The 14,864-nt window shown below is 72.1% G+C and carries 8 protein-coding genes; 6 read left to right on the forward strand and 2 right to left on the reverse strand.

The features are described 5' to 3' along the window. Nucleotides 1-75: 75 nt before the first annotated feature. Nucleotides 76-1,815: an N-acyl-D-amino-acid deacylase family protein gene (locus ACO1BR_RS15570; RefSeq protein WP_426795640.1), complete on the forward strand. Its 1,740-nt coding sequence runs from the start codon at nucleotides 76-78 to the stop codon at nucleotides 1,813-1,815. Nucleotides 1,816-1,901: 86 nt separating this feature from the next. Continuing rightward, a complete protein-coding gene (locus ACO1BR_RS15575; protein ID WP_426795699.1) occupies nucleotides 1,902-3,362 on the forward strand; it encodes an aldehyde dehydrogenase family protein in 1,461 nt (486 codons plus the stop codon). Nucleotides 3,363-3,510: 148 nt separating this feature from the next. On the opposite strand, the gene ACO1BR_RS15580 is transcribed toward ACO1BR_RS15575, so the two are convergent. Both ACO1BR_RS15580 and ACO1BR_RS15585 read right to left on the reverse strand, forming a co-directional pair. Next, nucleotides 3,511-4,416 carry a zinc-binding dehydrogenase gene (locus ACO1BR_RS15580; protein ID WP_426795641.1) on the reverse strand — a complete coding sequence of 302 codons (906 nt, stop codon included), beginning with the start codon at nucleotides 4,414-4,416 and terminating at the stop codon, nucleotides 3,511-3,513. A 344-nt stretch (nucleotides 4,417-4,760) separates the two neighbouring features. Next, the gene (locus ACO1BR_RS15585; protein ID WP_426795642.1) at nucleotides 4,761-6,296 is read right to left on the reverse strand and encodes a CehA/McbA family metallohydrolase; all 1,536 of its coding nucleotides are present in this window, start codon (nucleotides 6,294-6,296) and stop codon (nucleotides 4,761-4,763) included. 169 nt (nucleotides 6,297-6,465) lie between these two features. Here ACO1BR_RS15585 and ACO1BR_RS15590 point away from each other — a divergent pair, with 169 nt between their 5' ends. The 4 genes from ACO1BR_RS15590 (at nucleotide 6,466) to ACO1BR_RS15605 (ending at nucleotide 14,837) form a co-directional block, all read left to right on the forward strand. Further along, entirely contained in the window at nucleotides 6,466-7,290 is an 825-nt protein-coding gene (locus ACO1BR_RS15590; protein ID WP_426795643.1) for a TIGR03619 family F420-dependent LLM class oxidoreductase, read from the forward strand. A 288-nt stretch (nucleotides 7,291-7,578) separates the two neighbouring features. Further along, on the forward strand, nucleotides 7,579-7,980 hold the full coding sequence (locus ACO1BR_RS15595) for a VOC family protein (RefSeq protein ID WP_426795644.1): 402 nt from the start codon (nucleotides 7,579-7,581) through the stop codon (nucleotides 7,978-7,980). A 390-nt stretch (nucleotides 7,981-8,370) separates the two neighbouring features. Then, nucleotides 8,371-10,911: a bifunctional FO biosynthesis protein CofGH gene (locus ACO1BR_RS15600; RefSeq protein WP_426795700.1), complete on the forward strand. Its 2,541-nt coding sequence runs from the start codon at nucleotides 8,371-8,373 to the stop codon at nucleotides 10,909-10,911. 335 nt (nucleotides 10,912-11,246) lie between these two features. Beyond that, nucleotides 11,247-14,837, forward strand: a complete 3,591-nt coding sequence (locus ACO1BR_RS15605) for a tetratricopeptide repeat protein (RefSeq protein ID WP_426795645.1) — start codon at nucleotides 11,247-11,249, stop codon at nucleotides 14,835-14,837. Nucleotides 14,838-14,864: the final 27 nt, after the last annotated feature.

Below are 14,864 nucleotides of genomic sequence, written 5' to 3' on the forward strand. Positions count from 1 at the left end.
CCCTCCCGTCCCTCCCGTCTGTCCCTTCGACCTGTCCCTCCCGCCCGTCACCGCACCGGAAAGGACGCAACCCCCATGCTCGACCACCTCATCAAGGCCGCGACCGTCGTGGACGGCACGGGCACGCCGGCCTCCGCGGCCGACGTCGGCATACGGGACGGGCGGATCGCGGTGATCGCCCGGCCGGGGACCGTCACCGAGGCGGCCCGGACGAGCGAGGACGCCCGCGGACTCGTCCTCGCCCCCGGGTTCGTCGACCCGCACACGCACTACGACGCCCAGCTGTTCTGGGACCCGTACGCCACCCCGTCCCTCAACCACGGCGTGACCACCGTCGCCGGAGGCAACTGCGGCTTCACCCTCGCCCCGCTCCACCCCGACCGGCCCGAAGACGCCGACTACACCCGGCGGATGATGAGCAAGGTCGAGGGGATGTCGCTGGTCGCCCTGGAGGAAGGCGCACCGTGGAACTGGCACACGTTCGGGGAGTACCTGGACGCGCTGGAGGGGCGGATCGCCGTCAACGCGGGCTTCATGGTCGGGCACTGCGCGCTGCGGCGGCACGTGATGGGTGCGGACGCGATCGGCGGGCAGCCGACGCCCGCCCAACTGGACGAGATGGTACGGCTGTTCCACGACGCGATGGATGCCGGGGCGTGGGGGCTGTCCACCACCCAGTCGTCCACCCACTCCGACGGCGACGGGAAACCGGTCGCCTCCCGGCACGCCCGCCCCGGCGAACTGCTCGCGCTCTCCAGGGCGGTGGCCGAGCACGAGGGCACCCAACTGGAGGCCATCGTCGCCGGCTGCCTCGACCGGTTCGACGACACCGAGATCGATCTGCTGGTGGAGATGTCCGCGGTGGCAGGCCGGCCGCTCAACTGGAACGTGCTCACCATCGACGCCGCCGTACCGGAGCGGGTGCCGCGCCAGCTGTTCGCCAGCGAGCGGGCCCGCCGGGCCGGCGGCCGGATCGTGGCGCTGACCATGCCGATCCTTACCCCGATGAACATGTCGCTGGGCACCTTCTGCGCGCTGAACCTCATACCGGGCTGGGGCGACGTCCTCAGCCTGCCGGTGCCCGAACGGATCGCCCGGCTGCGCGAGTCCGGCATACGGGCGGAGCTGCTGCGGCGCGCGGGTAGCAAGGAAGCCGGGGTCTTCCGGCGGCTGACGAACTTCGAGCGCTATGTCGTCGGCGACACCTACTCGCCGGCCAACAAGGGGCTGACCGGCCGGGTGGTGCGGGACATCGCCGCCGAACGCGGCCAGGAACCCTTCCACTGCCTGGTGGAGATCTGCGCCAACGACGACCTGCGCACGGTGCTCTGGCCGATGCCGACCGACAACGACCCGGACAGCTGGGCGCTGCGCCGGGAGACCTGGCAGCACGACGACGTGCTGCTGGGCGGCTCGGACGCCGGCGCGCACCTGGACCGGATGTGCGGTGCGCCCTACACCACCCGCTTCCTCGGGGACTGCCTGCGCGGGCGGAAGCTCGTCGCGCTGGAGCGGGCCGTGCAGATGCTCACGGACGATCCGGCCCGGCTGTTCGGGCTCCGCGAGCGCGGGCGGGTCGCCGAGGGCTACCACGCCGACCTGGTTCTCTTCGACCCGGAGCGGATCGACGCGGGCACCGCGACGCTGGTGCACGACCTGCCCGGCGACAGCCCGCGGCTGGACTCGAAGGCGATCGGGATCGTGAGCGTACGGGTCAACGGGGTCGAGACGATCCGGGACGACGTGGTGACCGGCGCGGTGCCGGGGACCGTACTGCGGTCGGGGCGGGACACGAGGACGGTGAGCACCCGGTGAGCAGGGGAATACCTGCGGGCGGCGGCTCGGGTGGCTCGGGTGGTTCGGGCGGCTCCAGTGGGGCGGCCGGCGACGAGGGACAGCGGCTGCCCCTCGGAGAGCAGCGGCTGTTCATCGGCGGGGAGTGGGTCGCGCCGGAGGCCGGGCACTACGAGGTGGTCAACCCCGCGACGGAGGAGGTCGTCGGGTACGCCCCGGAGGCGAGCCGGTCGCAGGTCGAGGCGGCGGTGGGCGCGGCCCGGGACGCCTTCGACGGCTGGTCGCGGACCGCGCCCGTGGAGCGCGCGGCCGTACTGGAGCGGGCCGCGCGGGTGATGCGCCGCGAGTTCGCCCGGTACGCGGAGCTGGCGCAGGCGGAGAGTGGGGCGACGACCGGAACCGCGCGCGCCCTTCAGGTCGGGGTGTCCGTGGCCCGCTTCGAGCGCTATGCGCGCGGCGCCCTGGAACCGGTGGAGACCGCGCTGCCACCGCAGGTCAACGAGGCCGGACCGATGGGGGCGGCAGGCGTCTTCGGGGCGGTCGCGGTGCGCCGGCCGGTGGGCGTGGTCACCTGCATCACCTCGTACAACAACCCCTGGGCGAACCCGGCGGGCAAGGTCGCGCCGGCGCTGGCGACGGGCAACACGGTCGTGGTCAAGCCGGCCCCGCAGGACCCGCTGTCGGTGTACCGGATGGCGGAGGCGCTGGCCGAGGCCGGGGCGCCGCCGGGGGTGGTCAACGTCGTCAGCGGGGCCCGGCCGGAGGTCGGCGAGGCGGCGGTGGCCGCGGACGGGGTGGACATGGTCAGCTTCACCGGCTCCACCGCCGTCGGGCAGAGGATCGCCGAGGAGTGCGGTCGCGGGATGAAGCGGCAGCTGATGGAACTGGGCGGCAAGGGCGCGGCGCTCGTCTTCGACGACGCCGACCTGGCCTCGGCGGTGTCCGGCATCGGCACCACCTTCTCCTTCTACAGCGGGCAGATCTGCACCGCGCCGACCCGGGTGCTGGCCCAGCGCGGGATCTACGAGCGCCTGGTGGCGGGGCTGGCCCGGTACGCGGAGCGGCTGACGGTCGGCGACCCGCGGGATCCGGCCACGATCGTCGGCCCGGTGATCTCCGCCGCGCACCGCGACCGCGTCGAGGCGTATGCCGAACTGGCGGTGAAGGAGGGCGCCCGGCTGGTCACCGGGGGCGAACGGCCGGCCCGGGAACGCGGCTTCTATGTGGCCCCGACGCTCTTCGCCGACTGCACGAACGAGATGCGGGCGGTCAGAGAGGAGATCTTCGGGCCGGTGGTGGTGGTCGTCCCCTTCGACGACGAGGAGGAGGGCATCGCACTGGCCAACGACAGCGACTACGGGCTGCTGGACTACGTCTGGTCCGGCGACGTGGCGCGCGCTTTCCGGGTGGCCGGGCGGCTGCGGGCCGGCGGGGTCGGCATCAACACGGTCGGCCGGAACATGGAAGCGCCGTTCGGAGGCTTCAAGCGCAGCGGAGTCGGGCGCGACGTCGGCTCGTACGCGCTGCATGCGTACAGCGAACTCCAGTCGATCGTGTGGGCGGGGTGAGGGGCGACTGCTGGGGCGGGCAGGGGAGGGGACGGGACGGGCGTGGACTGCTGGGGGGCGGGGCGGGGGCGGACTGTTGGGGGTGGGCCTTGGGGGGGCTCCCCCCCGCCCCCACCCCGCCCCTCCCTCCTCCCGCCCCCCCTCTGCCTCAGTCGACCGTCAGTACGGCCTTACCGCGGATCTCGCGGTTGACCAGGGCGAGCGCGGTCTCCCCGGCCTTCTCCCAGCTCTCCACCCGGTCCACGCTCGCCTGGAGGCGGCCCTCCGCTAGCAGCTGGACGAGGTACGCCAGATCGGCCCGGGTGTCGCCGCCCACCTGCATGCCGATCAAGGTCAGCCGGTTGACGACCAGTTGATACGGCTGGATCGGGGTCGGCTCGCCCGAGGCGGCGCCGATGGAGATCACAGTGCCCTCCGGGGCGACGTGTCCCAGCAACTCGGCCAACAGCGAGCCGCCGACGTTGTCCAGTACGGCATCCACCGGGGTGCCGAGCTCGGCCGGGCCGGTCAGCACATGGTCCGCGCCCAGCGCCGCCAGGCCCGCACCGCGCGCGGGGCTGCCGACGAACGCGTAGACCTCGGCTCCCGCCAGATGAGCCAGCTGCACGGCGAAGCGCCCCACACCGCCGGACGCCCCGGTGGTGGCGACCCGCTGTCCGGGCCGTATGCCTGCCGTACGCAGCGCGCGCAGTGCCGTCAGGCCCGCGACGGGGAGCGCGGCGGCCGTGGGGAAGTCCACCGTGTCGGGGAGCACAGCGAGTTCGTCGACGGGCACGGCGCGCAGCTCGGCCCAGCCGGCGTCCCGGCCCCGGGTGACGACGCGGTCGCCGGGCTGGGGGCCGCGGCCGTCGGCGGCGGCCCGGACGACCACACCGGCGGCGTCCCAGCCGCGGACCGCTCCCTCGGCGGCCTCGTCGGAGCGGGGCAGCTCGCCGTAATTGAGCGATATCGCGGCGACCTTGACCAGCACCTCATCGTGCCCGGGGACGGGATCGGCGACGGCGGCCAGCGCGAGTCGGCCGGGCACGGAGTGATCGACAACGAGTGCACGCATCAGGAGTCCTCCTCAATCAGCAACGTCGAAGGGATAACCGGTGGGCGCCTCCGCTTATTCCGAGGCCGGGCCGAACCGGCTACAGGGCTGATACCAGGTCCGGGCCGAGACCGGGGGCCGGGGCCGAGACCGGCGGCATGACTGAGACCGGGTGCAGACCGAGACCGGGTCCGAGGTTGCGCCATCGAGCCCCGTCGTCGAGCCCCGTCCGTCGAGCCCCGTCTGTCGAATCCTGTCCGTCGAGCCCTGCCTCACCGTCGAATCCCGTTCGTCGGGACCCGTCCCCCGTCCTCCGTCAGCCCGTCCCCCGTCCGCCCAGCCGTCGTCCGCTCCGCCCCCGTCCGTCAACTCCGCCCGAGAAACACGGGGTTCGTCAGGGCGGCCATCGGCCCCGGCAGTTCCGCCGTCGTGGACGGGTGGCGGACCTCGGCACGTATGTAGGCGGCGTAGTCGGGTGTGCTCTGCCAGCTGACGGTGCCGTTTCCGGAGGGCGGCAGCGGGGTGGAATACAGCCTCCCCTGGTCCGTGACGAAGGAGACCGTGCAGCCCGGCGCGCCGGAGATCTTCAGCTGGGCGGTGACCTTTGTCGTACGGGGCACTGTCAGGCGTTCGCCTATCCCGGCGTGTTCGCCGCGCTCACCGGTGACGCCGAACGACAGGTCGATCCGGGCGGATTCGGCGATCCAGACGCGGCCCGCCCGGATGCCGTCCTGGAGGGCGCGGCGCGAGAGGTCGTCGGCCAGGACGACGGTCTGCGGGAGGCCGACGACGTCCGGATCGCGGTGGGCGTCGCTGTGCCCCACGGCCGGCAGCCAGTCGGCACGGCCACGGGCGTGCGCGATCAGGGTGTTGTCCCATTCGGCGAGGGTGATCTCGTCGTCGGGGCCGTAGGGGCCGTTCCACACCTCGACCGCGTCGGCCTCGTTCAGGCCGAACTTCCAGTTGCAGCCGATGCAGGTGGCGTGCGGATGCGCCGGGATGACCAGGCCGCCGGCCCGGCGGATGGCGCGGGCGTACTTGCCGAACGCGTTGTCCCGGGCCCGGTAGCGCCAGTCGATGAAGGCGCCGGGACCGGTGCCCATCGCCACCACGTGCCCATTGCGGGTGGTGACCTCCTCACCGGTCAGGATCAGCAGGTCATCGCCCCACAGTCCTTCCCAGGCGCGGTGGCTGGCAGTGGTGTTGTGCTCGGAGGTGGTGATGAAGTCCAGCCCGGCGGCGCGGGCCAGCTCCGCGATCCGGGCGGGCGTGCGCTTGCCGTCGGAGTAGACCGAGTGCAGATGGTTGTCTCCCCGATACCAGGCGCGACCGCGGCCCCGGGCGCGCTCGGGCGGATAGACCGGGGGCGGGGTCTTCCCCTGGGGGCCGTGGCGCAGGGTGATGGTGACTTCGTAGGCGAGACCCTGCGGTGCGACCGTGTACGGGCTAAGGGCGATATGCCAGGTGCCGGGGTTGACCGGGCCGGGGAGGTAGCCGGGGGTGGCGTCGTCGGCGCGCAGGAAGAACTCCGTACGCGCCCCGCCCGACCAGCCGCGGAAGCCGGCGCCGCCCAGCTCTGTGCCGCGCTCGTCGAAGATGCCGATGTCGCAGGCGTTGCCGGCGGTGCCGTCGGGGACGGTGGGTTTGTCGTAGCGGTAGGAGACGGCGATCTCCCTGACACCGTGCGGCACTTCGACCGGTAGGTAGACGAAGTCGGGTGCGCCGGTCGGCAGATGCCCGGAGACCGTGCGGGTCTGCATGGCCGGCCCGTCTCCGGATCGCCCGGCGCCTGCGGATTGCCCGGCGGCCGGTGCGGCCTCGGCGAAGCTCACCGGGCCGAGCGTCATCGCGCCCGCCGCGCCGGCGGCTGCCGTAAGTCTCAGTACGTCGCGTCGTTCCATCCTCGCCCCCGTGCGGTCGTTGGTGTGCCGTGTCGTCGCGGCCCTTTCGTTTCGTCCTGTGAAAACTGTTGTACGCGCGTGTGACACGCGGGGAAAGCCCTGTGGATAACTCGCGGACAGTGAGGCAACATGCGGTCACCCACACGCCTGACGCGGAGGTGCGCCCAGCATGCGGATCGCGACCACGATCTTCCTGACCGACGAGACGATCCGGCCGGACCGGCTGGCCTGCGAGCTGGAACAGCGCGGTTTCGGGGGCCTGTATCTCCCTGAGCACACCCACATCCCGGCGGCCCGGGAAACCCCCGCGCCCATGGGGGAGCCGCTGCCGCGCGAGTACGGCCGCACCCTCGACCCGTTCATCGCCCTCGGTCAGGCCGCCGCCGTCACCGAGCGGCTCGGTCTGGGTACCGGCATCACACTCGTCACCCAGCACGATCCGGTCGCGCTCGCCAAGCAGATCGCGACCCTGGACCACCTCTCCGGAGGCCGCTTCACCTTCGGTATCGGCTACGGCTGGAACGTCGAGGAGGCCGCCGACCACGGGGTGGAGTGGTCGACCCGGCGCGAGTTGACCCGTGACCGGGTGGCCCTGATGCGCGCCCTGTGGGCCGACGAACCGACCGCCTACAAGGGAGAGTTCGGCTCCGTACGGGCGTCCTTCGCCTACCCCAAGCCGGCGAACGGTGCGCCGCGCACCCTGCTGGGCGGCGCGGCCGGCCCCAAGCTGTTCGGGCACATCGCGGAATACGGGGACGGCTGGCTGCCCATCGGGGGGCGGGGGCTGGGTGAGGCCGTTCCGGCGCTGCGGCGTGTCTGGGAGGACGCCGGGCGCCCGGGCGAGCCGGTGGTGGTCCCGTACGCGGTCCGCCCCACCCCCGGGAAGCTGGCGCACTATCAGGAACTCGGCCTGCGGGAAGTCGTGCTCCAGCTCCCGCCGGCCGGCGATGCCGAGGTGCTGCGGACGCTGGACGACTTCGCGCAGTACCTGTGAGACCCCGCCCCACAGTCTCGAAGCGGGGGTGCCCGCCGTACCCGTGAGAGGGGCGCGGGGTACCGGCGAGGGGGCCGCGGCGGATGGGGCGGCCCTCCCGGAGGCGCGGCGGAGCCCTAGGACCATCGGTGTACGGCACTGCCCTGCGGGCCGGTACCGCAGACCGATCCGGACCGCTCCCGCCGGGCGTAGCGTCGTAGGTGAAGGCACTCGAAGATCGCAGAAGTTCACACTCGAAGATCGAAGTCCATACAGATCAACGAAGTCCACGCAGATCAAGGAGTCCCCATGCCTCGCCTCGACCACACGATCGTGCACAGCACCGACCGCTTCGCCTCGGCCCGCTTCCTCGCCGGACTTCTGAACGCTCCCGAACCCAAGGCGTTCGGCCCGTTCGCCGCCCTCAAGCTGGACAACGGGGTGGCCCTCGATTACGCCGAGCATGTCGCCGGTGGCAGGGAGTTCGTCCCCACCCACTATGCGTTCCTGGTGACGGAGGACGAGTTCGACGGAATCATGGCGCGCATACAGGAGCGCGAGCTGGCGTACTGGGCCGACCCCCTCCACACCAAGCCGCAGGAGATCAACCACCATGACGGCGGCCGAGGCGTGTACATCAACGACCCCGACGGTCACAACATGGAGTTCCTGACCCGGACCTACTCCGACGAGCTCCTGAACAGCCTCTGATCCTCTCTGGCCGGCCTTTGGCCGAGTTCCGGCCGACCTCTGGCAGCCCCCTGGCCGAGTTCTGGCCGACCGCTGATCGACTTCTGATCGATCTCTGATCCCGCCAGGTACGTCCCGGGTGCCCCGGCTCGCGCCGGGCCACCGGGTCCCAGCCCAGCCCGCGTTCCCCTAGGACGTCGGCTGCCCCATTTCGTCCGGAGACAACCTCCGTTTGGAGTGACCAGTGGCACACCGATCCCCTCATATCCGGCGGCCGCGATGTCGGTGGTCGCTCGTATGCTCAGGGACATGACTTCCAGCGCCCAGGGACCTGACCAGGCATCCGACCGAGGCACCGAAGCCGAACCGGCCGCGCGGCCCGACCATCAGGCGCGGCCGACGGCCAACGCCATGCGCCGTGCGCTCAAGCGCGCCCGGGACGGTGTGGCACTGGACGTCACCGAAGCGGCTGTGCTCCTCCAGGCACGCGGCGACGACCTGGCGGACCTGTGCGCCTCGGCGGCCCGGGTGCGCGACGCCGGCCTGGAGGCCGCCGGCCGCCCCGGTGTCATCACGTACTCCAAGAGCGTCTTCATCCCGCTGACCCGGCTATGCCGCGACAAGTGCCACTACTGCACCTTCGCCACCGTCCCCGGCAAGCTCCGCCGGGCCGGTCACGGCATGTTCATGTCGCCCGACGAGGTGCTGGCCATCGCCCGCCGCGGCGCCGAACTGGGCTGCAAGGAAGCGCTGATCACCCTCGGGGACAAGCCCGAGGAGCGCTGGCCCGAGGCGCGCGAATGGCTGGAGGCCGAGGGGTACGACGACACCATCGCCTACGTACGGGCCATAGCGATCCGCATCCTGGAGGAGACCGGGCTGCTGCCGCACCTCAACCCCGGCGTGATGTCCTGGACGGACTTCCAGCGCCTCAAGCCCGTCGCCCCCTCGATGGGCATGATGCTGGAGACCACCGCCGAGCGCCTGTGGAGCGAGCCCGGCGGTCCGCACCACGGTTCCCCCGACAAGGAGCCCGCCGTGCGGCTGCGCGTCCTGGAGGACGCCGGGCGCAGCTCAGTGCCGTTCACCAGCGGCCTGCTGATCGGTATCGGGGAGACCTACGAGGAGCGCGCCGAATCGCTGTTCGCGCTGCGCCGCATCTCCCGCGCGTACCACGGCATCCAGGAACTGATCATGCAGAACTTCCGCGCCAAGCCGGACACGGCGATGCGCGGAATGCCCGACGCCGAACTGGACGAACTGGTCGCCACCGTGGCCGTCGCCCGGCACATCATGGGCCCCTCGGCCTGCCTCCAGGCGCCGCCCAACCTGGTCGACGACGAATACGTGCGGCTCATCGGGGCCGGTATCGACGACTGGGGCGGCGTCTCCCCGCTCACCCCCGACCACGTCAACCCCGAGCGCCCCTGGCCCCAGATCGACACCTTGGCCGAGCAGTCCGCCACCGCCGGCTTCCGGCTGCGCGAACGCCTCGCCGTCTACCCGGAGTTCGTCCAGCGCGGCGAGCCCTGGCTCGACCCCCGCCTGCTGCCGCACGTCCGCGCCCTGGCCGACCCGGAGACGGGCCTGGCCCGCGAGGACGCGGTGGTGGAGGGCCATCCCTGGCAGGAGCCCGACGAGGGGTTCGTGTCCTCGGGGCGCACGGACCTGCACCGCACCATCGACACCGAGGGGCGGACGGCCGACCGCCGGGACGACTTCGACGAGGTGTACGGCGACTGGGAGGCGCTGCGGGAGGCCGCCGCCCCCGGAATGGTGCCCTCCCGCCTCGACGCGGACGTCCGCCAGGCCCTCTCCCAGGCCGCCGACGACCCGACGAAGCTCACCGACGCCGAGGCACTCGCCCTCCTGCACGCCGACGGCCCCGCCCTGGACGCGCTGTGCCGTATCGCCGACGACCTGCGCCGCGCCACCGTGGGCGACGCCGTCACCTACATCGTCACCAGGAACATCAACTTCACCAACGTCTGCTACACTGGCTGCCGCTTCTGCGCCTTTGCCCAGCGCCGCACGGACGCCGACGCCTACACCCTCTCCCTCTCCCAGGTCGCCGACCGCGCCCAACAGGCGTGGGACGTGGGCGCGGTGGAGGTCTGCATGCAGGGCGGGATCCACCCCGACCTGCCCGGCACGGCGTACTTCGACATCGCCCGCGCCGTCAAGGAACGCGTCCCCGGCATGCACGTGCACGCGTTCTCACCGATGGAGGTCGTCAACGGCGCCACGCGCACCGGCTTGTCCATCCGGGAGTGGCTGAGCGAGGCCAAGGCCGCCGGCCTGGACACCATCCCCGGCACCGCCGCCGAAATCCTGGACGACGAGGTCCGCTGGGTCCTCACCAAGGGCAAACTCCCCACCGCCACCTGGGTCGAGGTCATCAAGACCGCCCACGAGCTGGGCATCCGCTCGTCCTCGACGATGATGTACGGCCACGTGGACCAGCCCCGCCACTGGCTCGGCCACCTCCGTCTGCTGGCCCGGATGCAGCAGGAGACCGGCGGCTTCACGGAGTTCGTCACCCTCCCCTTCATCCACACCAACGCCCCCGTCTACCTCGCCGGTATCGCCCGCCCCGGCCCCACCACGCGCGACAACCGCGCGGTGACGGCCATGGCCCGGATCCTCCTCCACCCGCACATCACCAACATCCAGACCAGCTGGGTCAAGCTGGGCACCGAGGGTGCCGCCGAAATGCTCCGTTCCGGAGCCAACGACCTCGGCGGCACCCTGATGGAGGAAACCATCTCCCGTATGGCCGGATCGAGTTACGGCTCGTACCGCTCCATCCAGGACCTGGTGGCCATCGCCGAACTGGCCGGCCGCCCGGCCCGCCCCCGCACCACGACCTACGCCCACGTCTCCGCCGAACGCCAGGCCGCCGCCCTCGCCTCGGACGGCCACCTGCCGGAACTGCTCCCGGTGGTGGAGTAGGCAAGGAGCCCGAGGAGCCGTAGGGGGCGTAGGGGGCGCAGGAACGGGGAGAGGCGGACGAGCTGGAGGCGGGTGGCCCGCGACGTGCGGGCGGCCCGCCGGCCAGGAGGCGGTTGACGGCAGCTGTCCCGGGCCCGGGTCCGGGGCGTCCCGACGGCTGTCCACAGGCCAGTGCGCCGTGCTGCGTAATCCACCGTCCGCGGCGGCGAGTTGCGGGAGGTTATCCACAGGCCCGGATGCGTGGCTTCGCCGGCGGTTAATCTGCCGAAACAGGCCGGAGGAGCCGGCCGGCAGAACGCCGACGCACGGGGGTGGAAACGGTGTACCGCAGCAGAATGTCGCGGCAGGAGCTGATCAGGCTCCGGCGCAGGGAGGGCTTCGTCGGGCGGCGCGGTGAACTCGCCGCCTTCCGCGACAACTTCCAACGCGTCGTGGAGGACCCGGCGCACCAGTTCCTGTTCCATGTGCACGGCCAGGCGGGCGTCGGAAAGACGTCCCTGGTCCGGCAGCTGGAGGAGATCGCGCGTGAACACGGCGCGCTGACCGGGTACGTCGACGAGGCGGTGCACGGCGCGCCCGAGGCGATGGCGGCGGTCAGTGACCAACTCGCCTCCCAGGGAAGACCGTTGAAGGGCTTCGACAAGCTCATCGCCACCTACCGGGAGCGTCGCCACGAAGCCGAGTCGGCGGCGGCTGCCGCGGACGGACCGGCCGACCCGGGGGACCCGCAAGGCGCAGCCCCGTCGCCCGGCAGCATGATCGCCGCGCAGGCCGGACTGGCCGGTCTCGGTCTGCTGCCCGGCGTCGGCGCCGTCACGGGGGCGCTGGACCCCGGCCAGGTGGCACGCGGCGCGGAGCGGTTGCGCGGACTGATCGGCGCCCGGCTGCGCAACCACGACGACGTACGGCTGGTGCTGTCGCCGCTCCAGGTCCTGACGCCGGTGTTCGTCCGCGAGATGAGCGCGGTCGCCGACGAAGTGCCCTGGCTGGCCCTCTTCTTCGACACCTACGAACGGACCGGCCCGCTGCTCGACACCTGGCTGCGCGACGTCCTGGTCAGCGACCGGTACGGCCCGCTGGCGCCCAATGTCGTGGTGACCCTCGCCGGGCAGACCACGCTGGACCGTCGCTGCTGGGCCGACTGTCTGGACTGCGTGGCGGACCTCCCGCTGGACGCGTTCACCACAGTCGAGGCGCGGCAGTTCCTGGCGACCCGGGGCATCGTGGACGAGCGCGTGATCGAGATGATCCTGCGGCTGTCCGGGGGGCTGCCCGTGCTGGTCTCCACCCTCGCCGAGCACCGCCCGCAGGCCGCCGAGGCCGTCGACGACCCCAGTGACACGGCCGTCGAACGCTTCCTGAAGTGGGAGTCGGACCCGGTCCGCCGGGAAGCGGCACTGGCAGCCGCCCTGCCGCGCCACCTGGACGAGGACATCTTCCGGACCGCGGTGGACGCACCCGCCGCCGAACAGTTCGGCTGGCTGTGCGGGCTGCCCTTCGTGGCCGACCGCGCCGGGCACTGGCAGTACCACGACGTGGTGCGCACGGCGATGCTGCGTCTCCAGCGCCGCAGATCGCCACAGACCTGGACGGCCCGCCACCGCAATCTCGCCGAGGCGGCCCGACGCCGGCGTACGGAACGGGCGGTCCGGGACGACGCGGGCCCGCGTGCTCCCGCCGGCACACCCCCGATCACCCGCGCCGCCGCTGTCACCACCCCCGTCGATCTCTGGGGCGACGAACGGCAACGGGAGTGGCGACTGAGGGAGATGTACCACTCCCTGTGCGCGGATCCGAGGACCGCCCTGCCCGAGGCGCTGGACGATGTGCTGGACGCTGCCGAGTACGCGCCGGCCGTGGTTCGCCGCGTGGCGGAGAACATCCGGCAGGCGGGCGAGGACGCCGGCGCAACGGAGGTGGAGGAGTGGGGCACCCGGCTGTTCACCGCGATCGGTGCCTCAGACGGTGACGGCGACGATGGTGGGCGACTGGCCGACGTCCTGACCGCGCTGCTCGCACGCCCTGGGACAGAAGCGGGCGAGCAGGCCCGTATCCATCGGATCAGGGGGCGCGAGCACCGGCAGGCCGAATCCTGGGAGCAGGCGTTCACCGACTTCGACCGCTGCCTGCAGCTGACGCCCGACAGCGTCCCCGCGCTGATCGGGCGTGGCCTGACCCACCGCTATCTGCGCTCCTTCGAGCGGGCCGCCGAGGACTACACCCGCGCACTGGAAATCGCCCCGGATTCCCTGGAGGCGCTCTCCCAACTCGGCGAGGCACACCGCCTCATGGGCCGCTTCGAAGCGGCCATGCCCCACTTCGACCGAGCCCTGGAGATCGAACCGCGGCACGCGTTCACCATCGCCAGTCGCGCCGTCTGCCTCCGCCGCCTCGGCCGCCATGAGGAAGCACTCGCCGGTCTGGCGCACGCCATCGAGATCAACGCGCAGTACTCCTGGGCGATGGCCGAACGAGGAGCCGTCTACCGCGCCATGGGGCAGCACGAGCAGGCCCTGGCCGAGTTCGACCGTGCCCTTGCCGTCAATCCGGGCTATGTCTGGGCGTACGCCCGGCGCGGCATCACCCTGCGCGCCATGGGCCGCTACGACGACGCCCTCGCCGCCCTCGGCCGCGCCGCCGAACTCCAGCCGAACGACCCGTGGATCTGGGCCGAACGCTGCAACACCCTCCTCGGCGTGGGCCGTTGTGGGGAAGCACTGGCGGACGTCGACCGGGCCCTCGCCATCGACCCGGCGTATGCCTGGGCCCACATGGCACGAGGCGGCATCCTGCACCTCCTGGGACGCCATGAGGAGGCACTGGCCGCCCTGGACCGTTCGCTGGAGATCCGTTCGGACGATGCCCGGGTATGGGCAGCGCGTGGTGAAGTGCGCCGCCGGCTGGGCCAGTACGCCCAGGCACTCGCGGACTTCGACCGGGCCATGGCGCTTGGCGCCGACCCCGCCCCTACGGTCGCCCAGCGAGCCAAAGCCCATGTCCTGTGGGGCGATGAGCGCCGAGCCCTGGCCGATATCGACCAGGTCCTCCACGGAACGGGGCAAGCACCCACGGACGAGGAGCCGGTGACGCTTGGTGTGGATACGGGGCGCCGTGCACCGGGCGCGGACCAGATTTCGGGTGCGGGTGTGGGTCCCCTTGCACCGGACGCGGAGCAGACTCCGGGCACGAGTGCGAGGACGAACCCGGCTGCCTCCGACCCTTCCCCTTCCAGCCCTTTCCCTGCTCCCACCTCAACTGACGTCCCTGAGCCTGTCGCTGCTGTGTTGTTGGTGCTCAGAGCGGGGTGCCTGCGCCGGGCGGGGCGCCTCGATGAGGCGCGGGAGGCGGTCGAGGCAGCCCGCGTGTTGGCCGACGAGGAGCGACGTACAGCGGCAGGTTCGCGCTCAACACCCGCGATATCCGAGGCGTCCGGAGCGCCAGGAGACCCTGTGCCGACCCCAGCGCCGACCCCAGCGGCGGCAGCGGGGGACGCCGCAGACCTCGCGGTCGTCGGACTGCTCGTCCGCTACGAGGAGGCGCTGCTCGTCGGACGGGAGGGCGGGGTGGAGGCAGCCGCGTCCGTCTGGGAGCAACTACGGGCGGAGGTGCCGCGGGCTGAGGTAGGTGGGAACGGGCTGATGGGGACAGCGGCGGTGGCCGTCGTCAGCCGGTGTGCGTTGGGCGACTGGGCAGGCGCAGAGGCCGTTTCGGCGGAGTTGCTGGCGGGTGAGGGGCTCTGGGAGGCCATAGCGGAGACCGAAATGGGGGTGCGCGATCTCATGGAGCTGGAAGGCGTGGACACCGACCGGTTGGAGGCGATACGGGACGGGCTGATACGCCGGATGCGGGCGACCACCGCCGCACCGGGTCCGGTCCCAGTTCCCGTTCCTGCTTCCGATCCCGATTCCCGATCCCGGCCGGAGTGAGTGATGTGGCTGCGACCGATCGAGAGG

Origin of the sequence: Streptomyces sp. YGL11-2 (assembly GCF_050054615.1) — a bacterium.
Classification (GTDB): Bacteria; Actinomycetota; Actinomycetes; order Streptomycetales; family Streptomycetaceae; genus Streptomyces.